Source organism: Pseudomonas sp. SWRI50, assembly GCF_014269095.1.
Classification (GTDB): Bacteria; Pseudomonadota; Gammaproteobacteria; order Pseudomonadales; family Pseudomonadaceae; genus Aquipseudomonas; species Aquipseudomonas kermanshahensis.
In genome coordinates this window covers 58,719-78,079 of sequence record NZ_JABWRW010000005.1, presented here as the reverse complement: position 1 = coordinate 78,079, position 19,361 = coordinate 58,719, and the positions used below count along the sequence as shown (strand labels likewise).

Genomic DNA, 19,361 nt, shown 5'->3' with positions numbered 1-19,361 from the left:
TAGCCTATGTCGAAAATCATGCATGCCGGGCGCAGTTTGCTGGAATTGCTGCTCATCATGGCCATTGGGCTGGTGCCGGTGGTGTCCGGGTTGCTGGTCATGGTGTTTCAGCTAGAGAAAAAGCTCGAAGAAAATGCACAGATCTCCGTGCAGGAAGCGGTATTCACCATCGATAAAGTGCTGGACCGCATGCAAAGCACCGTTATCCTCGCCCAGCCTGTTGCAGGCAAGGCGTGCGCCGAAGTCCACAGCACCCTGCAGGAGCAGGTAGCCCGTGACCCCTTGCTACGCTCGTTGACCTTGGTGCGCGACCAGGAAGCGTACTGCAGCACCCACTCGGACTCCCTCGACCATCTTTCGGCCTTCGCTCAATCCGGGCAACAGGTTGAACTCGCGCTCGATTCGCCAGCATTACCCGCTACGCTGGTTACCCACTTTCAGGAACCGGGCAACAACCCGAGCGTGATCGTGACAGGCTATGCCACTGAACTGCGCAACGAACTGCGGGCTTTTCAGGATGGCCTGACACTGCTTCTGGAGTTCGGCGACCAGTACATCTGGAGCCATGGAGACAGCCGCGAACCGCATCGACCTTCGCAGTCCGAGTATGCCCAAAGGGCGCTCTCCGAGAGGTATGGGTATGCGGTGAGGGGCGGTTATGCCAGAGGCTATACGGCGCAAGAAATCCGCCAATCGATGTTGCAGGTCCTGCCCTCGCTGGTACTGGTAGGCATCGTGACCGGCTCGATCGTCTACTGGGGTTTGTTCAGGGCGCGTCGCAACAAGCGTGGTACCGCCGCCGAAGCGGCATGACGGCGGTACCAGCACCTATCAATCGGTACTCAATACACCGCGGCGAACCTGGTCCCGTTCGATGGATTCGAACAGGGCCTTGAAGTTACCTTCGCCAAAGCCATCATCACCCTTGCGCTGGATGAACTCGAAGAATACCGGCCCAAGCAAGGTCTCCGAGAAGATCTGAAGCAGCAAACGCTTGTCGCCCTGCTCTGCAGCGCCATCGAGCAGGATGCCGCGCGCTTGCAGTTGGTCGACAGGTTCACCGTGGCCTGGCAGGCGCTCTTCGAGCATCTCGTAGTAGGTCTGCGGCGGCGGGGTCATGAAGCGCATGCCGATGCCCTTCAGGGCATCCCAGGTCTTGAGCAGGTCGTCGGTCAGGAAGGCCACGTGCTGAATGCCTTCGCCGTTGAACTGCATCAGGAACTCTTCGATCTGCCCGGCGCCCTTGGACGATTCTTCGTTGAGCGGGATGCGGATCATGCCATCGGGTGCGGTCATGGCACGCGAGGTCAGGCCGGTGTACTCACCCTTGATATCGAAGTAGCGGATCTCGCGGAAGTTGAACAGCTTCTCGTAGAACCCGGCCCAGTAGGCCATCCGCCCACGGTAAACGTTATGGGTCAGGTGATCGATGATCTTCAGGCCCGCGCCCACCGGGTTGCGGTCTACGCCTTCGATGAAATTGAAATCGATGTCGTAGATCGAGCTGCCTTCTTCAAAGCGGTCGATCAGGTACAGCGGCGCGCCACCGATACCCTTGATCGCGGGCAGGCGCAGCTCCATCGGGCCGGTTTCGATTTCGACCGGCTGAGCGCCCAGTTCCAGGGCGCGGGCATAGGCTTCGTGAGCATTGCGAACGCGGAACGCCATGCCACAGACCGACGGGCCGTGTTCGGCGGCAAAATACGAGGCGATGCTCTTGGGTTCGTTGTTCAGAATAAGGTTGATGCCGCCCTGACGGTACAGGTGCACGTCTTTGGAGCGGTGGGTGGCGACCTTGGTGAAACCGAGTATCTGGAAAACCGGCTCGAGCACGCCAGGGGTCGGCGATGCCAGCTCGATGAACTCGAAGCCCATCAGGCCCATTGGATTTTCGAAAATATCAGCCATGTTCTTGTCCTCATCTACAGCGAAAAATTTAGTGATTTCCGGGGATGTAGAACAGAACAGGCGGTGAGCACGGGATGCCACGCACGCTGCGAGCGAGGAAGCCACCAATGATCAGTTTGAACCCATGGTTTGTCATATGGACCCATTCTCGGCGGGCTTGATTCTCCCGAATGTGGAGAACCTTATTGTTGTATTCGTAACTGGATTCTACAGTGCGTAAATTGGTTTGTCGCGCTTTAGTTCGCCCGTGCCCCCGACAAACGGCTATCCTCTGCACGTTCTCTTCAACAGATTAGGCCAGTATGCCCCTCACCCGTAAAAGCCGCGCCGGCTGGAGTTGGCGCACCCTGCTGCCTTGGGCGATCGGCGTGCTCCCGGTAGCCTGCGGCCTGGGGGTGATGAATTGGCAGATTGACCGTGAACTGCATGCCAACAGCCATGCCACTGCCGCTCAGGTGATCGACCATGTCGAGCGTATTCTCGACACGGCGTCCAGTACGGCACAAGCGCTGCTGCCGTTGGCAGGCGACCCGTGCGCGCAGGTGCAACTGGCCCTGCGCGGCCAGGTCACGCGTAATGCCTTTGTGCGCTCCACCAACCTGTTCCAGCACAACACGCTCTATTGCTCCTCGCTGTTCGGTGAGTTCGATGAGGCCGTCGACGCTGGCGACTACGCCAACGGCACGCTGTGGTTGATGGATGGCAACTCGGTAACGCCGGGCCATGCCCTGCTGGTGTATCGGGCCAGCGACGGCGATCGTGGCGCGATCACTACCGTCGATGGCGACCACTTGCTCACGGCACTGCGCCTGATCGGCCCGGACGAAACGCTGCAGATCCGCGTCGGTAAGGATTGGATGGGCAAGGACGGTGCTGTCCACGAAGGCTCACCGCCCACGGCAGCGACTGCCGCGGTGACGTTGAGCTCAACCCGCTACCCGTTCAGCGTGTACGGCGGCTATGGCGCCGACAAGCAAGGCCAACTGCTACTCAGCCATTACCCCGCCCTGCTTAGCCTGCTGCTGATACTCGGCGCGGTAGCCGGGGCGGTGTGCCACTGGCAAGTCCGCCGCGCCACTTCGCCGCGCGTCGAACTGCAGCGCGCCCTGGAGGCCGACGAGTTTCTGCCGTACTTTCAGCCGGTGGTACGCAAGGGGGATTACCAGTGGGCCGGTGCCGAAGTGCTGATGCGCTGGAACCACCCCCGCGAAGGCCTGGTGCGCCCCGATCTGTTCATCCCCTACGCCGAGCACAGCGGCCAGATCGTCGCCATGACCCGCGCGCTGATGCTGCATACCGCGCAGAGCCTGGCGCCGTATGCCGCGCTGCTGGAGGATGGCTTCCACATTGGCATCAACATCACCGCTGACCATTGCCGCGACCTGAGCCTGCTCGACGATTGCCGGACCTTTCTTCAGCACTTTCCGCCAGGCCGTGTGGCGCTGACCCTGGAACTGACCGAGCGCAAGCTGATCGAAGCCACGCCGGTGACCCTTGACCTGTTCGAGAAGCTGCATGAAATGGGCGTGATGATTGCGTTGGACGATTTCGGCACTGGCCAGTCGAGCCTCAACTACCTGCGCCAGTTCAAGGTCGATTACCTGAAGATCGACCAAAGCTTCGTTGCCATGGTTGGGGGTGACGCATTGTCGTTGCACATCCTCGACACCATTATCGAGCTGTCGGGCAAACTGGGCCTGGGCATCGTCGCCGAAGGCGTCGAAACCGAGACCCAGCGCGACTACCTGGCCCGGCATAACGTCGACTTCCAGCAAGGCTACCTGTTTGCCAAGCCCATGCCGGCTGAGGCGTTCCTCGAAGCGCTGGCCGCTCGCCAAGGCGTCTCGCGGTTGCCGCAGGACGCGCCCCCTGAGATCATGCGCGGCTGATCCAGCCGCCCAACTCTCCCATTCGAGGCATTCGTGTCAAAAGGCATCCTTTCATCAGTCATGGCGTCGTGCTTGTTCGCCGTGATGTACTTCTATACCTCCCTGCTCACGCCGCTCGATGGTGAGGAAATCTTTGGCTGGCGTACGCTGCTGACGCTGCCTTGCCTGACGCTGTTCATGCTGGTTTCGAAGGACTGGCAACGTGTCGGTGAGCTGCTGGGGCGGGTACGGCGCACCCCGGTGCTGCTGCTGGGGATGGTCGGTACGTCCTGGCTGATGGGGGTGCAACTGTGGCTGTTCCTCTGGGCGCCGTTGCACGGGCGTAGCCTGGAGGTCTCGATGGGCTACTTCCTGCTGCCACTGACCATGGTCTTGACCGGGCGTCTGGTCTACGGCGAGCGCCTGTCGCACTTGCAGAAAATCGCCGTGTGCTGCGCTGCGCTGGGTGTCGGGCACGAGCTGTACCAACATGGCAGCTTCGCCTGGGAAACCTTGGTGGTGATGATCGGTTACCCGATCTACTTCGTGCTGCGCCGACGCTGCCGCACCGACCACCTGGGCGGTTTGTGGTGCGACATGTGCCTGCTGTTGCCGTGGGCCCTGTACTTCGTGATCCAGGGGCCGTTGTCACCTGCGGACCTGCAGATGCACCCCGGCCTTTACGCCTTGATCCCGGTACTGGGGGCGATCAGCGCATCGGCCCTGATCGCCTACGTGTTGGCCAGCCGCCTGTTGCCGTTCAGCCTGTTTGGCCTGCTCAGCTACGTCGAGCCGGTATTGCTGGTGGGCGTGGCCCTGCTGCTGGGTGAGAGCATTGGCCCGGATCAGTGGCTGACCTACCTGCCGATCTGGGCCGCAGTGCTGGTGCTGGTGCTCGAAGGCTTCAAGCACCTGCTGCGTCAGCGTCGCCGCTCGGTATAAGCCGCACCTGGCGCACGCGCCGCTCCTCAACCGCCTCCACGGTCAGCGTCCAGCCATTCCAGGCCAGGCGATCCCCCACCATAGGCAGGCGGTCCAGCAAGCTCATCACCAGGCCCGCGAGGGTCTGGTAGTCCTCGGTAGCACGCGCGCTGAAACCGGTACGCGCCTGCACCTGGCTGAGGTTAAGGGCACCGCTGACGACAAAGCCTTCTCCCTCTTCGACGATACCCGGCCCTTCTACCTCACTCGCATCCGGCAGCTCACCGGCGATCGACTCGAGGATATCGGTCATGGTCAACAGGCCGGTGAAGTCACCGAATTCGTTGACCACGAAGGCAATATGGGTCGATTGACCGCGCATCTGCTCAAGGGCGTTGAGGATGCTGAAGCTTTCCAGCAGGTTCAACGGCGCCCGGGCCATGCGCTCCAGGTCTGGCTGGCTGCCTGACAGCAATTCCTTGAGCAGCTCCTTCTTGTGCACGAAGCCCAGTGGTTCATCGATGCGGCCGTCGCGGATCAGCGGCAGGCGCGAGTACGGCGAATTGGCCAAGGCTTCGGTAATGGCTGCGGCCGGCAGCGCCAAGTCAATCACATCGACCTCGGTGCGCGCGGTCATCACCGTGCGGATCGGCCGCTCGGCAAGGTTCAGCACACCGCTGATCATTACCCGCTCACGGCGGTCGAACAGCACCTCTTCGCCACCGCCCTCGACCAGGTCGGCGATTTCTTCCCCTACCTCGTCAGCCTCGACCCGACGGCCGCCCAGCAGGCGCAATACCGCATGGGCCGTGCGCTCACGCAGCGGCTTGTGCTGCTGCAGGCTGCGCTTGCGGCGCGCACGGGCCAGCTGGTTGAACACCTCGATCAGGATCGAGAAGCCGATGGCCGCATACAGGTAGCCTTTCGGGATATGGAAGCCCAGGCCTTCGGCGGTCAGGCTGAAACCGATCATCATCAGGAAGCCCAGGCACAGCATGATCACAGTCGGGTGGGCGTTGACGAAGCGGGTCAGCGGCTTGCTGGCGACAATCATGATGCCGATCGAGAAGATCACCGCGATCATCATGATCGACAGCTGCTCGACCATGCCCACGGCCGTGATCACAGCGTCCAGCGAGAACACCGCATCAAGCACCACGATCTGCGCGACGATCGGCCAGAACGCCGCGTGACGGACCGCACCGCTGGCCTGGGTGACATGCCCTTCAAGCCGTTCGTGCAGCTCCATGGTGGCCTTGAACAGCAGGAACACACCGCCGAACAGCATGATCAGGTCACGGCCCGAGAAGCTCTTGCCGAATACCTCGAACAGCGGCGCGGTCAGCGTCACCATCCACGAGATACTTGCCAACAGGCCCAGGCGCATGATCAGCGCCAGGCTCAAACCGATGATCCGCGCACGGTCACGCTGATGCGGCGGCAGTTTATCGGCCAGGATGGCGATGAACACAAGGTTGTCGATACCCAGCACCAGCTCGAGGACGATAAGCGTCAACAGGCCTAGCCAGGCCGTGGGGTCGGCTAGCCATTCCATTAGCGGGTACTCACGAGGGAAGCGTCACAAGGACAGGTAAAAGGTGGCCGAGAAGGCCAAGGACAGGGGGTTCCGCGAAGGTGCTCATAGGTACCTGAATAGAAATTGGGTAAGAGATCCTACAATCACAGCCTGTTTTTCTGACAGTGAGAAACTATTACAAAACCTGTAACAGGGGACTTTCATTCAATACAGCTGACGCCCTGCGCCTGAAGAATAGCGTCAACTTCCACCACCTGGATTACCCCCATGAGCCTGTCTTTGTCCATGGCCGCCTTTGCGCTGGCCGCCTCGATTTCCCCTGGCCCAGTCAACATCGTCGCCCTGGGCAGCGGTGCCCGGCATGGTTTGCGCGCAAGCCTGGCGCACGTGGCCGGGGCCACGCTGGGTTTCTGCCTGTTGCTGGTACTGGTCGGGCTGGGCCTGCATGAACTGCTGTTGCGCTGGCCACTGCTGGGGGTGCTGCTGCACGGGGGAGGTATCGCGTTTTTGCTGTACATGGCGTGGAAGCTGGCCCGCGACGATGGCCGCTTGGGCAGCGATCATGCACAGCCCGCCCCGTCTGCCTGGCAGGGCGCGGCCATGCAGTGGCTCAACCCCAAGGCGTGGTTGGCGGCGGTGGCAGGTGTCGGCGCCTACACAGGGGGCGACCAACAACTGTTGTGGTTGTTCACCTGGATCTATGGGCCGATCTGTTTCGTCTCGGTGGCCAGTTGGGCATGGGCTGGCAGTGTGATTCGCCAATGCCTGGGCAACCCACGGCGTATGCGCTTGTTGAACCGAGGGCTGGCCTTATTGCTGGTGGGCAGCGCGGTTTACCTGGTCATTTGATGCGGGTTCAAGCCTGTCAGTCAGGGCCAAAGGGGCCGCTTCGCGACCCATCGCCGGCAAGCCAGCTCCTACAGAGGTAGCGCATTTCTTGAGATTCACTCACACCTGTGGGAGCTGGCTTGCCGGCGATGGGCTGCCCAGCGGCCCTAAGTTATCGCTTGCGATAATGCCCCGGCGTCGCAGCCAAATGCCGCTTGAAGGCACGCTGCAGGTGCGCCTGGTCGGCGAAGCCTGCTGCCAGGGCCGCGTCGGCAATCGAACTGCCCTGGCGCAGTTGCTCGCGCGCGCACTGCACACGCTGGTCAAGCAGGTAGTCGTGGGGCGTTAGCCCAAAACGCTGGCGAAACGCGCGGATCAGGTAGGCGCGGGACAAGCCGCAGGCTTGGCAGATGTCTTCAAGGTCTAGCGGGTCGGTACGGTGTGCGCGGATGAAGGCCGCGGCGGCTTCCAGCCGAGGATGATCCGGCTTGGGTGCCCCAGGCTCGCCACCCAGCGCGCTCGACAGCCTCTGGAAGAACGCCGCAAGCCGGGCTTCGCGATCACCCAGGTTTTCGTCGAACAGGTCGGCAAACACCTGCAGCAAGGCGCTGTAGAGGGCCGGCGAGGTACTGACAACCTGCGCCGGCAACTGGAACCCGAGCTCCTGCAACCACGCTACATCAACGAACAGCATCAGGTAGGACCAGGCCTCGCCCTCGATGGGGTTGCAGGTGTGCACCACCCCTGGGTTCATCAGCACCGTGGTGCCCGCGCTGACTTCGATCCGGCTGTCAGCGCTCAGGTAGGTGCTGCGCCCACCGGTGATGGCGCCGATGGAAAAGCTCTCATGGGAATGGGCGGCATAACACACCTGGCGCCCGTCCCCGACCCGCCGAGCCTCGACGAAGGGCAATGCTGGATCGCGCCAGAACCGCGACACCTCGATCATCGCCCTGCCCTCATTCGACGTTGTCGTGTACCACCACCAGCAACTGCGCTGGGCGCGGCCCGACTGAACGCAAGCGGTGAGGTGTCTGGGCGTTGAAATGCAAGGCGTCGCCCTGCTCCAGCAGCACCCGTTCGTTCATGAAATCGACCTCAACCTGCCCGGCATGGACGAACAGAAACTCCTCGCCCTGGTGTTCCTTGAACGTCGGGTCACTGAACTCGGTGGGCGGCTGAATCAGAAACGGCAGCAGGCTGCGCTGCCCTACCTGGCTGGTCAGCGCCGCATAGCCCGGCCCTTCGCCGTCGCCCACCAGCGCCTGACGTTCAGCGTGGCGCACCAGGCTGTAACGGCTCTGCGCGGCGTGTTCTTCAGCGAACAGCTCTTCGACATTGACGTTCAGCGCCCGCGCCAGTTTCAGCGCGGCAGCGATCGACGGCGTGTTCAAGCCGCGCTCGACTTTGGACAGGTAGCTTTTGGTCATGCCGGTCTTGTCGGCCAGCACTTCCAGGGTGATACCCAGTTTCTTTCTCAGCAGTTTCAATCGGATCGACATGTGAAGCAGTTTCCCAGGCGAAGGCAGATGCAAGGCTCGCGCACACCGATGATACGTGGAGTGCGCGCGAAATGCTGGCCTTGACCGGGCAAATTCTCACGGCATCACGGGCGGCACGTACTGCAAGGTCGTGCCCAGTGCCCACAGCAGCACCAGCACCAGGGGCGCATGCACCAGCAACTGCACGAACGAGAAGCCGATCAGGTCGCGCGCCTTGAGGCCCAGTACCCCCAACAACGGCAGCATGTAAAACGGGTTGATCAGGTTCGGCAGCGCCTCGGCGGCGTTGTAGATCTGCACCGCCCAGCCCAGGTGGTATTGCAGGTCATTGGCCACCAGCATCACGTAGGGCGCCTCGATGATCCACTTGCCACCGCCCGAAGGGATGAAGAAGCCGAGCACAGCCGAGTACACCCCCATCAGCACCGCGTAGGTGTCGTGGGAGGCGATCTGCACGAAGAAGGTGGAGATGTGATGGGCCAGCGTCTGTTCGTCCACCCCTTTGACCTGTGTAAGGACCGCCGCAATCGAGCCATACAGCGGGAACTGGATCAGCACCCCGGTGGTGGTCGGCACCGCGCGGGCCACCGCATCGAGGAAGCTGCGCGGGCGCCAGTGCAACAGGGCACCCAGCATGATGAACAGGAAGTTATAGGTGTTCAGCCCGGAGATGGCCGTGATGGCGGGCTTGGTGGCGAACTCCTGATACAGCCAGCCACCGGCCAGGGCGACCAGCAGCAAGGTCAGGATGGGGCTGTACTCCAGCCACTCACCTGGCCGGCTGCGCTGGGCCGGTGGCGGCGCGGTAAAGCTTGGGTCCACACCGCATTGTTGCGCGGTACGGGCACTGCTAGGGCCTGGTGCGGTGGCATAGGCCACCACCAGCGACACGATCACCAACGCCGCCAGCAGGACGCCGGACTGCCAGAGGAAGATGGTCTCGGTGAACGGAATCACCCCGGTGATCGACAGAATCGACGGTGGCAAACTGGCCGGGTTGGCCTGCAATTGCGCCGCCGAAGACGACAAGCCCAATGCCCATACCGCGCCAAGGCCCAGGTAAGCCGCAGCACCGGCTGCACGGTAATCCATGTTCAGGTCGCTGCGCCGAGCCAGGGCGCGCACCAGCAAGCCACCGAACACCAGCGACAGGCCCCAGTTGAGCAACGAGGCCAGCATCGAGATCAGCGCCACCCAGCACACGGCCGAGCGGCCGTTCTTGGGAATGCGTGCCAAACGGTCGATCAGCCGCGCGGCAGGCGGTGAGCTGGCCACCACGTAGCCGCCGATGACCACGAATGCCATCTGCATGGTGAACGGGATCAGGCTCCAGAAGCCATCACCAAAGGCCTTGGCGGTGTCGGTCGGTTTGGCGCCCATGGCCAGGGCCCCCACGCACACCAGTACGACGGCCAGGGCAGCGAATACCCAGGAATCAGGGAACCAGCGTTCGGCCCAGTTGGAGCAGCGCAGGGCAAAGCGGGCGGAGCGGCTGTCTTGGATTTCAGCGGCCACGATCAACTTCCTTTTATTGGTGTTATCGGACATTTCTACAGCAACGCAAAAAACCTGTAGGCGCAGCCTTGTGCTGCCCCTACAGGTTGAATGACCCGCTTGCGGGTTAGAAGGTCATTTCTTTCACATCATCCGGCACGATCAGCTTGCCGGCGGTCTTCTCGATGATTTCTTCAACGCTCACCCCCGGCGCAGTCTCGCGCAGGATAAAGGCGCCATTGTCGATTTCCAGGTAGGCCAGGTCGGTCAGCACCTTGCGGATGCAACCGGCACCGGTCAGCGGTAGGCTGCAGCGCGGCAGCAGCTTGGACTCACCGTCCTTGGACGCGTGGGTCATGGTCACGATGATATTGTCGGCACCGGCCACCAGGTCCATGGCACCGCCCATGCCCTTGACCAACTTACCGGGGATCATCCACGACGCGATGTTGCCTTGCACATCCACTTCGAAGGCGCCGAGCACGGTGAGGTCGACGTGACCACCGCGGATCATGGCGAACGATTGCGCCGAATCGAAGATCGACGCGCCACGGCGAGCGGTGACGGTTTGCTTGCCGGCGTTGATCATGTCGGCATCGATCGTGCTCTCGGTGGGGAATTCGCCCATGCCGAGCAAGCCGTTTTCCGACTGCAACATCACATCCATGTCAGCGGGTACGTAGTTGGCCACCAAGGTCGGGATGCCGATGCCGAGGTTGACGTAGTAGCCGTCCTTCAGTTCACGGGCGACGCGTTGCGCCATCTGTTCGCGGGTCAGTGCCATGGTCAGGATCTCTTTGTTGTTCTGAAGGATGGCGCTCAGGCCTTGACGGTGCGCTTTTCGATACGCTTTTCGAAGGTGCCAACAATCACGCGGTTAACGAAAATACCCGGGGTGTGAATCTCACTGGGCAGCAGCACGCCCGGCTCGACGATCTCTTCCACTTCGACCACGGTGATCTTGCCGGCCGTGGCCGCCAGCGGGTTGAAGTTTTGCGCGGTGTTGCGGTACACCACGTTGCCGTAGTGGTCGGCCTTCCAGCCCTTGACGATGGCGAAGTCGCCTGTGATGGACTCTTCGAGAATGTAGTGGCGGCCCTTGAATTCACGCACCTCTTTGCCATCGGCGACCGGGGTGCCGTAGCCCGTGGCGGTGTAGAACGCCGGGATGCCAGCGCCACCGGCGCGCATTTTTTCGGCGAGGGTACCTTGTGGGGTCAGTTCGACTTCCAGCTCACCACTGAGCAGTTGGCGTTCGAATTCGGCGTTTTCGCCGACATAGGAGGCGATCATCTTGCGAATCTGCCGGTCTTGCAGCAATACGCCGAGGCCGAAACCGTCGACACCGCAGTTGTTCGACACCACGGTCAGGCCCTTGACGCCACGGCGCTTGATCTCGTTGATGAGGTTTTCCGGGATGCCACACAGGCCAAAACCACCGGCCAATACCGTCATGTTGTCGGTCAGGCCGTCGAGGGCCTCTTCATACGTTGCTACGCGCTTGTCCAGTCCGGCCATGTTGATCCGCCTTTTGTAGTTGTTGAACCGACGAGGCTGTCGGTGAGCGTGTGCCCCCATCTTCACCTTAGTCGACTGATTTGTTAATTTTGTTTTCATCATCGATTGATAACTTTTTCAAAACAACGATCAGGGCCGTCATGAACGTCAAGCAACTCCGCGCCTTCGTCGCCGTGGCCAAGTACCAGAGCTTCGCCCAGGCCGGTGAACACCTGCATGTATCGCAACCGGCGTTGAGCCTGACCATCAAGGCGCTTGAGGAAAACCTCGGCGGCGCCCTGCTCAGCCGCACCACCCGCAGTGTCAGCCTGACTGCCGAAGGTGAGGTACTGCTGCCGCTGGCCCGGCGCCTGCTGGCCGACTGGGACGACACCGAAGAAATGCTGCGCCAGCGTTTCACCCTGCAACTGGGGCGTGTTTCGGTGGCGGCCATACCGGCCTTCGCCGGTAACCTGCTGCCGCACACCCTCAAGGTGTTTCGCCAGCGCTACCCGAAAGTCAACGTCACCGTGCATGACGTGATAAACGAGCAAGTACAGGAACTGGTGCGCCACCGTCGCGTCGAACTGGGCATCGGCTTCGAACCGGACAACACCGATGGCCTGGACTTCTACCCCCTGTACATGGACCGCTTCGTCGCCGTGGTGCCCGCCGACTCGCCACTGGCCGTGCTGCCCCAGGTCAGTTGGGCGCAACTGCTGGCCGAAGACTTCATCGCGTTGCAGCGCCCGTCGGCGGTTCGTCTGTTGATGGAACAGAACGTCGCGGCCAGCCATGGCAAGTTGGCGGTGGCATTCGAGAGCCATCAACTGTCGACCGTTGGCCGCATGGTTGCCAGCGGCCTGGGCGTCAGCGCGGTGCCGGCGCTGTGCATCAACCAGATGCAGGAGCTCGGTGCCCGCTGCGTGCCGCTGGTCGAGCCCGCCGTGGAGCGGCGCATGGGGGTCATCGCGCTCAGTGAGCACAAACTGTCCACCGCAGCGCAGGCGCTGCTCGAGGTACTGCTTTCCCATACCCAGATCCCGGAGGTGACATGCGATACGTGAAACTGGCAGGTTCGAAGGTGCCGGCCATTGGCCAGGGCACGTGGTACATGGGTGAAGACCCTGGCCGCCGGGCCGCTGAAGTGGCAGCCCTGCAACAAGGTATCGAGCTGGGCCTGAGCCTGATCGATACGGCTGAAATGTATGCCGAGGGCGGCGCAGAGCAAGTAGTTGGCCACGCCATCGCCGGGCGCCGCGACCAGGTGTTTCTGGTCAGCAAGGTCTACCCGCACAATGCCAGCCAGCGCGGCGTGCCTGCCGCCTGCGAGCGTAGCCTAAAACGCCTAGGCACTGACTGCATCGACCTGTACCTGCTGCACTGGCGTGGCCAGCATCCGCTGGAGGAAACCGTCGAAGCGTTCGAGCGGTTGCGCGAACAAGGCAAGATCAAGCGTTGGGGGGTGTCCAATTTCGATGTCGATGACTTGCGCGAACTGCACAACCCCGATTGCGCCACTAACCAAGTGCTGTACAACCCGGTGCAACGCGGCATCGAATTCGACCTGCTGCCGTGGAGCCAGAAACGCGCCTTGCCGACCATGGCGTATTGCCCATTGGCCCAGGCCGGGCAGTTGTTGCAGCACCCTGTGCTGGCCGAGATCGCCGAGCGCCACGGTGCGACACCGGCCCAGGTCAGCCTGGCCTGGGTGACCCGTGATGAGGGGGTGATTGCCATTCCCAAGGCGGTAAACCCAGAGCATGTGCGACTGAATGCGGCGGCCGGCTTGCTGACCCTGAGCAGCGAAGACCTGCGGGCGATTGACCGAGCATTCCCAGTACCGACCCGCAAGCAACGCTTGGCGATGGTCTGAAGCCCTTGCCTAACCCTTGTAGGAGCAGCCTTGCGCTGCGAAGAGGCCGGCGATACCAGAGAAGATCTGCTGAAGTTGTCACCGGCCTCTTCGCAGCGCAAGGCTGCTCCTACAACGGTCAACGCAACAGGCAACGCTGGCAGGCTAATGAAAATCGCGGCTGCGCACATCCAGCCCCTGCAGCAAGGTGCTGATATCCTCCAGCCGCCGCGCAATCAGGTGACGCACCCCGTTCTCCTGCTCCAGCCGCCCGCTCACCTTGAGCAATTGCGCCCCCACCAACGCCCGCCTCTGCCGCTCGGCCAAGTCACGCCAGACCACCACGTTGACCATGCCGTACTCATCCTCCAGCGTCACGAACGTCACCCCGCTGGCCGTCTGCGGGCGTTGCCTGCCCACCACCAGCCCGGCCACGGCAATGTTGTCGCCATGCTCGACAGCTGACAGCTCGTGCGAACTGCGGCAACCCAACGCTCGCAAACGAGGGCGCAGCAGCCGCAACGGGTGGGGCCCAAGCGTGGTGCCCAGGGTCTGGTAGTCGGCAACCAGGTCCTCGCCGACAGTCGGTGCAGGCAACGCTACCACCGCCTCAGGTAACGCTTCGACCTCGGCGAACAAGGGCAACTGTGGCTGCACCGCCGCCACCTGCCAACGCGCCTGATGACGGTCACGCGCCAAAGCCCTCAGGGCCCCGGCATCAGCCAGACGGGCACGGGCGCGGTGGTCGAGCCCTGCACGCAGGCACAAGTCTTCAACATCGCGCCAAGGCCGTTGCGCCCTCGCCTGCTCCAGACGCCGGGCGTCAGCTTCGGCAAAACCACGGACCTGCCGCAGCCCCAAGCGTATGGCCAGCGCGTGTTCACCCACCGGTTCAAGCGTGCAATCCCATTCGCTGTGAAACACATCCACCGGCCGCACCTCGACGCCCTGGCGCCGGGCGTCCTGCAGCAGTTGGTCAGGGCTGTAAAAGCCCATCGGCCAGCTGTTGACCAGCGCGCAGGTGAAAATGGCCGGCTCATGGCATTTGAGCCAGCTGCTCGCGTAACACAGCAAGGCGAAACTGGCCGCGTGGGACTCGGGGAAGCCATAGCTGCCAAACCCCTTGATCTGCTCGAAGATGCGCTCGGCAAACGACCGTTCGTAACCATTGCGCAACATGCCTTGAATCAGCCGTTCGCGGTGCGGCTCCAGCCCGCCGTGGCGCTTCCAGGCCGCCATGCTGCGGCGTAGCTGGTCGGCCTCGCCCGGGCTGTAATCGGCAGCCACCATCGCCAGCTCCATCACCTGTTCCTGAAACAACGGCACACCCAGGGTGCGCTCGAACACTTCCTGCAATTTAGGCGAAGGGTATGTCACGGGCTCCTGCTTCAGGCGCCGGCGCAAATACGGGTGGACCATGTCACCCTGAATCGGCCCGGGGCGCACGATGGCCACCTCGATGACCAGATCGTAGAACGTGACGGGCTTGAGCCGTGGCAACATGGCCATCTGCGCCCGAGATTCGATCTGGAACACGCCCATGGTTTCGGCTCGGCTGATCATCGCGTAGGTGGCTGGGTCCTCCCCCGGGATGCTTGCCAGCGTCAATTGCCGCCCCCGGTGGCGCTGCAGCAGGTCGAAGCAGCGGCGCAAGGCACTGAGCATGCCCAGCGCCAGCACATCGACCTTGAGCAAACCGACCATGTCCAGGTCGTCCTTGTCCCACTGGATCACGGTGCGCTCTTGCATGGCGGCGTTTTCCACTGGCACCAGTTGATCCAGCGGCTGCTGCGAGATGACAAAACCGCCAGGGTGTTGCGACAGGTGCCGGGGAAAACCGATCAGCTCACCGGCCAGAACCAGCACCCGCCGCAGCGACGGGCTGCTGGCCTCGAAACCGGCCTCGGCCAGGCGTTGCGCATCGGGGATGCGATCACTCCAGCGGCCACAGCACTTGGCCAGCGCATCCACCTGGTCCGCCGGCAGCCCCAGCACCCGCGCCACATCACGCACCGCACCGGCAGCATGGTAGGTGTTGACCACGGCGGTGAGTGCGGCCCGGTGCCGGCCATAGCGCCGGAACACATACTGGATCACCTCTTCGCGGCGGTCGTGCTCGAAGTCCACGTCGATGTCGGGCGGCTCATTGCGTTCGCGGGACAGAAAGCGCTCGAACAGTAAACGGTGCTCCATGGGGTCGAGTTCGGTAATCCCCAGCACGAAACACACCACCGAGTTGGCGGCCGAGCCCCGGCCCTGGCAGAGGATATGCTGGCTGCGGGCGAAGGCGACGATATCGTGCACGGTCAAAAAATAGCTTTCGTAGGCCAGTTCCTCGATCAGCGCCAGCTCCTTTGCCAGCACCTCGCGCACCTTGTCGCTCGGCCCACCCGGCCAGCGCATCGGCAAGCCGCGCTCGCACAGCTCGCGCAGCCAGCTGGCCGGGGTGTGGCTGTCTGGCACCAATTCACGCGGGTACTGGTACTTCAGTTCGCTCAAGTCGAAACGGCAGCGCTCGGCGATGACCAGGGTCTCGGCCAGCAGGTCGGCCGGGTACAGTTCCTGTAACTGCTCAGGGCTGCGCAGGTGACGCTCGCCATTGGCGTACAGGTAGCGACCCGCTTCGGCCACCTGGCAATGATGGCGGATGGCGGTCATGCAATCTTGCAGGGCACGGCGACCGCGTGCATGCATGTGCACGTCACCGCAGGCCACTGCGCGGATACCGACCTTGCTCGCCAACTGGCGCAGTTTGCCAAGCCGCACCTCGTCATCACTGCCACGGTGCAGGTGCACGGCCAGCCACAGCCGCTCGGCGAACAGCGTGCGCAAACCCTCACCGGGTTCAGGGTCGTCGGCATCCTCGGCAACCCACAGCGCCAGCAAGCCTTGGTGATGCTCGCGCAGGTCCTCGCTGAACAGTTGATAGGCGCCCTTTTCCGCCCGCCGTCGCGCACGGGTAATCAGCGCGCACAGGCTCTGGTAACCGGTGAGGTTTTCCGCCAGCAGCACCAGTTTCGGGCCATCCTGCAGGCGGACTTCGCTGCCGATAATCAGCCGCAGCTGGTGCGCCTTGGCGGCCTGCCAGGCGCGGACGATACCGGCCAAGGTGCACTCATCGGTGATCGCCAGGGCGTCATAGCCCTGCTCGCGCGCACGCTTGAACAACTCATCGGCACTCGACGCCCCCCGCTGGAAGCTGAAGTTCGACAGGCAGTGCAATTCGGCATACCCGAACCGGCTCATGCAAACCAGCCTTGCAACCACAAAGGGCCTGGCTGGCTGAGGTCGCGGTAGGCCCAGCCGCGCAGGCCGTCGCGGGTTTCGATGCGGTAGTAGTCACGGCGCACGTCGCCCCCGTCCCACCAGCCCGACTCGATGCGCTCGGCATGCCCCAGCACACGGTGGCCGGCCGCCTCCAGCGCCACGGGCGCCGGCAACAGCCAGCCGGGGCGGCTACCCGGCAACACCGGCAGGCTGCCTTGGGCGCCCTGCTCTGCCGCTTGCCAGGCACATTCGGGGCGGTGATCGGCCTCGGCGCTCAGCCCCTTGACGGCCTCGTCGCCCAACCGTGCGCGCAAGCGTTCACGCAACTGCTCCCAGGGCTGCGCCTGCTGGGCGCGGGGATCAAACAGCGCCTGGTGCTGGGGCACGAAAGGTGGCAGGTCATCGGCGACCAAGCGCAGGTTGCGTACCGGGGCGGGGATTTGCAGGGGCTCCAGGCGCCCTTTTGCCAGTTCGAAGAGCATGGCAGGGTCACGTTCGGCCGCCAGCAGGCCAACCTTGAGCAACGTGTCCGGCCCTTGGGCATGCTCCAGGTGCAGGCAAAAACGCTGCACGCCACAATCGCGCCCAGCCAGGAACGCGCCGAGGTCGTTGAGCATTCTGCGCAGCGGGAACAACAACGCCTGGTGCGACTCCACGTCGAAGTTCAGCTCCAGGCGCGACTCGAAGCGGTCCGGCGGCTGGTAGAAGCCCAGCCCCAGGGTACGCAGGCCGAGCAGTTGGTCCAAGTGCAACTGGACCTGCGCAGAAAAGCGCTTGGCCAGGGCGTCGCGCGGCAAGGCCAGCACCTGGCCCAACTGGCGCAACCCCATGCGGGCAAAGGCCTCGGCGGCCTCTAGCGGCAAGCCGACACGGTCGATGGGCATCTGTGCCAGCACGGCGCGGGTGGCGTCGGCACAGGTTACCGCCAGGCCATCGTGGCCGTTGGCGAGCATGCGGGCCGCCACCGGGTTGCTGGCCAGCACGATGCGCTGCCGCAAGCCCAACGCGCTGAGCTCCTGGCGCAGGCGTGCCTCGAACAACGGCCAGGGGCCAAACAGCTGCAGGCTGGAGCCGACCTCCAACAACAAAGCCCTTGGGTAATGCAGGCTCACCTGGGCGCTGAAGCGATAGGCCCAGGCTGCCAGCAGCTGTTGCAACTGCTCGATGCGTTTGTCATCGGCCTCTACGCAGGTGAAGCCATCGGCCAAGGCACGCGCCGTGGTCAGGGTTTGCCCGGCACGCAGGCCGAGCGCTGCGGCAGCGGGGTTGACCGCCTGTAGCACACGGCGCTGTGTCGGGCCGCCAATCACTACCAGGGGCGTTTCAGGGTCGTCACGCTCGCGCAGAACAGTGTCCAGCGCCAGCTGTGGCAGCAGAATGCAGGCCCAGAGCATGATGCATCAGCCTCAGCCGGGCAGCGCGATGGGCAGCGCTGGCGGCATGCCGCCCCGGCTCTTGAGCACACGCCACTGTGCCGGCCGAGTGTCGATGGCAATACGCAGAGCGGCCGGCGACGGGTTGTGTGCCGCCTGCTGTGGGCGACAGGCGAACGCCAGCGCCTGGCCGGTCTCGGCGGCCACCTGCAGGCGCCGCAGTGCCCGGTCATCGGCGCGCTCCGGCCAGCACAACACGGCGGCGCAACTGCCTGAGCGCAGGCATTGCTCAGCCGCCCACAGTGCGTCGGCAGGCGTGGCGCTAACCTGGGCCAGCCAGCGTAGATCCACCCCCGCTGCCTGCCAGGCCGGGGCATAGGGAATGAACGGCGGCGCGACCAGCACCACGCGGCCACCTTCTGCGGTCAGGCGCGCCAGTGAGGGCCACAGCAGTTGCAGCTCACCGCACCCCGGGCTGGCCAGCAGCAGTTCGCTGAGCGCCGCGGCCGGCCAGCCGCCCTCGGGCAGGCGTTGGTCGAGCGCGGCATGCCCGGTCGGCTGCAACCCCAGTGGCCGGGCCTGAACCTGCCGCCCGCGCCAGACCTGACGCTGATCGAGCAGCCTGTCGAGATCGACCACCGCGCCCATCAGTCGCGCCTCAGCAGGCCGCAGAACACGCCTTCAATGAAGAACTCCTGCTCAGGGCCCACATCGATCGGCGCATAGGCCGGGTTGCGCGGCAACAGCCGGTAACCGCCAGGCTGACGCTGCAAGCGCTTGATGGTCACCTCGCCGTCCAGGCGGGCGACCACGACCTGCCCGTCACGGGCCTCGCCCTGTTGCCGAATGCCGACCAGGTCACCGTCGAAGATGCCGTCATCGACCATCGAGTCGCCGCGCACTTTCAACAGGTAATCGGGCGTGCGCCGGAACAGGCTGGGGTCGAGCAGCAACTGCTCGTGAATGTCGAGGTCCGGGCCGATCGGGGCACCTGCCGCGACCTGGCCCAGCACCGGCACTTCGAGGATTTCCGGGCGGCGCAGCGGTTGAGCCAGGCGAATACCTCGCGCCTGGTTCGGCGTGACGTCGATATAGCCGGCCTGACACAGGGCGGTGATGTGTTTACGCGCGACGCTGCGCGAGGCGAAGCCGAAGCGCGTGGCGATGTCGGCAAGGCTCGGTGGCTGGCCGTGGTCAGCAATGCGCTCACGAATAAATTCGAGAATGGCGCGGCGTTTGGGGGTCAGATTGTCCATGGAGTACATTTGTACTCTTTTCGCCACACACTGAACAGCCCCCTTCGTCGTCCGC

At 63.4% G+C, this 19,361-nt stretch carries 17 protein-coding genes; 6 read left to right on the top strand and 11 right to left on the bottom strand.

The features are described 5' to 3' along the window. The first annotated feature begins 6 nt into the window (after positions 1-6). Entirely contained in the window at positions 7-813 is an 807-nt protein-coding gene (locus HU750_RS07595) for a CSS-motif domain-containing protein (RefSeq protein WP_186678164.1), read from the top strand. 18 nt (positions 814-831) lie between these two features. Here the strand turns inward: HU750_RS07595 and hppD are convergent, their stop codons facing one another. Next, positions 832-1,908, bottom strand: a complete 1,077-nt coding sequence (gene hppD / locus HU750_RS07590) for a 4-hydroxyphenylpyruvate dioxygenase (RefSeq protein ID WP_027593423.1) — start codon at positions 1,906-1,908, stop codon at positions 832-834. A 302-nt stretch (positions 1,909-2,210) separates the two neighbouring features. On the opposite strand from hppD, the gene HU750_RS07585 reads away from it, so the two are divergent. Both HU750_RS07585 and rarD read left to right on the top strand, forming a co-directional pair. Further along, complete coding sequence (locus tag HU750_RS07585) at positions 2,211-3,797, top strand: EAL domain-containing protein (RefSeq protein ID WP_186678161.1); 1,587 nt, start codon at positions 2,211-2,213, stop codon at positions 3,795-3,797. 33 nt (positions 3,798-3,830) lie between these two features. After that, on the top strand, positions 3,831-4,718 hold the full coding sequence (rarD, locus tag HU750_RS07580) for an EamA family transporter RarD (RefSeq protein ID WP_099454293.1): 888 nt from the start codon (positions 3,831-3,833) through the stop codon (positions 4,716-4,718). Here rarD and HU750_RS07575 read toward each other — a convergent pair. Beyond that, positions 4,681-6,252 carry a TerC family protein gene (locus HU750_RS07575; RefSeq protein ID WP_186678158.1) on the bottom strand — a complete coding sequence of 524 codons (1,572 nt, stop codon included), beginning with the start codon at positions 6,250-6,252 and terminating at the stop codon, positions 4,681-4,683. The genes rarD and HU750_RS07575 overlap by 38 nt on opposite strands. Positions 6,253-6,501: 249 nt before the next feature. Here HU750_RS07575 and HU750_RS07570 point away from each other — a divergent pair, with 249 nt between their 5' ends. Next, positions 6,502-7,083, top strand: coding sequence for a LysE family translocator (locus HU750_RS07570; RefSeq protein ID WP_186678155.1), 582 nt, complete (start codon positions 6,502-6,504; stop codon positions 7,081-7,083). A gap of 151 nt (positions 7,084-7,234) precedes the next feature. Here HU750_RS07570 and HU750_RS07565 read toward each other — a convergent pair whose 3' ends face one another. The 5 genes from HU750_RS07565 to HU750_RS07545 form a co-directional block, all read right to left on the bottom strand. After that, positions 7,235-8,011 (bottom strand): AraC family transcriptional regulator, encoded by a 777-nt coding sequence (locus HU750_RS07565; RefSeq protein ID WP_186678152.1) that lies wholly within the window; start codon positions 8,009-8,011, stop codon positions 7,235-7,237. Between the two features lie 10 nt (positions 8,012-8,021). After that, entirely contained in the window at positions 8,022-8,564 is a 543-nt protein-coding gene (locus HU750_RS07560; RefSeq protein WP_186678149.1) for a helix-turn-helix domain-containing protein, read from the bottom strand. A 96-nt stretch (positions 8,565-8,660) separates the two neighbouring features. Next, positions 8,661-10,112, bottom strand: coding sequence for a short-chain fatty acid transporter (locus HU750_RS07555; RefSeq protein ID WP_186678146.1), 1,452 nt, complete (start codon positions 10,110-10,112; stop codon positions 8,661-8,663). Positions 10,113-10,185: 73 nt separating this feature from the next. Next, on the bottom strand, positions 10,186-10,842 hold the full coding sequence (locus tag HU750_RS07550) for a CoA transferase subunit B (protein WP_027593431.1): 657 nt from the start codon (positions 10,840-10,842) through the stop codon (positions 10,186-10,188). A 35-nt stretch (positions 10,843-10,877) separates the two neighbouring features. After that, positions 10,878-11,576 (bottom strand): CoA transferase subunit A, encoded by a 699-nt coding sequence (locus tag HU750_RS07545; protein ID WP_186678143.1) that lies wholly within the window; start codon positions 11,574-11,576, stop codon positions 10,878-10,880. A gap of 140 nt (positions 11,577-11,716) precedes the next feature. Between HU750_RS07545 and HU750_RS07540 the strand changes: the two genes are divergently transcribed. After that, a complete protein-coding gene (locus HU750_RS07540) occupies positions 11,717-12,622 on the top strand; it encodes a LysR family transcriptional regulator (protein ID WP_186678141.1) in 906 nt (301 codons plus the stop codon). Next, positions 12,610-13,431, top strand: a complete 822-nt coding sequence (locus tag HU750_RS07535; RefSeq protein WP_186678137.1) for an aldo/keto reductase — start codon at positions 12,610-12,612, stop codon at positions 13,429-13,431. Before HU750_RS07540 ends, HU750_RS07535 begins: the two co-directional genes overlap by 13 nt. Before the next feature lie 144 nt (positions 13,432-13,575). Here HU750_RS07535 and HU750_RS07530 read toward each other — a convergent pair whose 3' ends face one another. Genes HU750_RS07530 through lexA form a run of 4 tightly spaced genes read right to left on the bottom strand, consistent with a single transcriptional unit; the run spans position 13,576 to position 19,306 of the window. After that, positions 13,576-16,656 (bottom strand): error-prone DNA polymerase, encoded by a 3,081-nt coding sequence (locus HU750_RS07530; RefSeq protein ID WP_186678133.1) that lies wholly within the window; start codon positions 16,654-16,656, stop codon positions 13,576-13,578. Then, positions 16,653-18,071, bottom strand: a complete 1,419-nt coding sequence (locus HU750_RS07525; protein ID WP_186678130.1) for a Y-family DNA polymerase — start codon at positions 18,069-18,071, stop codon at positions 16,653-16,655. Before HU750_RS07525 ends, HU750_RS07530 begins: the two co-directional genes overlap by 4 nt. Positions 18,072-18,083: 12 nt before the next feature. After that, on the bottom strand, positions 18,084-18,698 hold the full coding sequence (imuA, locus tag HU750_RS07520) for a translesion DNA synthesis-associated protein ImuA (protein WP_027593437.1): 615 nt from the start codon (positions 18,696-18,698) through the stop codon (positions 18,084-18,086). Next, positions 18,698-19,306, bottom strand: a complete 609-nt coding sequence (gene lexA / locus HU750_RS07515; RefSeq protein ID WP_081717476.1) for a transcriptional repressor LexA — start codon at positions 19,304-19,306, stop codon at positions 18,698-18,700. Before lexA ends, imuA begins: the two co-directional genes overlap by 1 nt. Positions 19,307-19,361 lie beyond the last annotated feature (55 nt).

What these genes read in the sequence shown, in the direction of transcription:
- HU750_RS07595 (WP_186678164.1), top strand. Translation starts at nt 7, where the DNA reads ATGTCGAAAATCATGCATGCCGGGCGCAGTTTGCTGGAATTGCTGCTC.
- hppD (WP_027593423.1), bottom strand. Translation starts at nt 1,908, where the DNA reads ATGGCTGATATTTTCGAAAATCCAATGGGCCTGATGGGCTTCGAGTTC.
- HU750_RS07585 (WP_186678161.1), top strand. Translation starts at nt 2,211, where the DNA reads ATGCCCCTCACCCGTAAAAGCCGCGCCGGCTGGAGTTGGCGCACCCTG.
- HU750_RS07575 (WP_186678158.1), bottom strand. Translation starts at nt 6,252, where the DNA reads ATGGAATGGCTAGCCGACCCCACGGCCTGGCTAGGCCTGTTGACGCTT.
- HU750_RS07570 (WP_186678155.1), top strand. Translation starts at nt 6,502, where the DNA reads ATGAGCCTGTCTTTGTCCATGGCCGCCTTTGCGCTGGCCGCCTCGATT.
- HU750_RS07565 (WP_186678152.1), bottom strand. Translation starts at nt 8,011, where the DNA reads ATGATCGAGGTGTCGCGGTTCTGGCGCGATCCAGCATTGCCCTTCGTC.
- HU750_RS07560 (WP_186678149.1), bottom strand. Translation starts at nt 8,564, where the DNA reads ATGTCGATCCGATTGAAACTGCTGAGAAAGAAACTGGGTATCACCCTG.
- HU750_RS07555 (WP_186678146.1), bottom strand. Translation starts at nt 10,112, where the DNA reads ATGTCCGATAACACCAATAAAAGGAAGTTGATCGTGGCCGCTGAAATC.
- HU750_RS07550 (WP_027593431.1), bottom strand. Translation starts at nt 10,842, where the DNA reads ATGGCACTGACCCGCGAACAGATGGCGCAACGCGTCGCCCGTGAACTG.
- HU750_RS07545 (WP_186678143.1), bottom strand. Translation starts at nt 11,576, where the DNA reads ATGGCCGGACTGGACAAGCGCGTAGCAACGTATGAAGAGGCCCTCGAC.
- HU750_RS07540 (WP_186678141.1), top strand. Translation starts at nt 11,717, where the DNA reads ATGAACGTCAAGCAACTCCGCGCCTTCGTCGCCGTGGCCAAGTACCAG.
- HU750_RS07535 (WP_186678137.1), top strand. Translation starts at nt 12,610, where the DNA reads ATGCGATACGTGAAACTGGCAGGTTCGAAGGTGCCGGCCATTGGCCAG.
- HU750_RS07530 (WP_186678133.1), bottom strand. Translation starts at nt 16,656, where the DNA reads ATGAGCCGGTTCGGGTATGCCGAATTGCACTGCCTGTCGAACTTCAGC.
- HU750_RS07525 (WP_186678130.1), bottom strand. Translation starts at nt 18,071, where the DNA reads ATGCTCTGGGCCTGCATTCTGCTGCCACAGCTGGCGCTGGACACTGTT.
- imuA (WP_027593437.1), bottom strand. Translation starts at nt 18,698, where the DNA reads ATGGGCGCGGTGGTCGATCTCGACAGGCTGCTCGATCAGCGTCAGGTC.
- lexA (WP_081717476.1), bottom strand. Translation starts at nt 19,306, where the DNA reads ATGGACAATCTGACCCCCAAACGCCGCGCCATTCTCGAATTTATTCGT.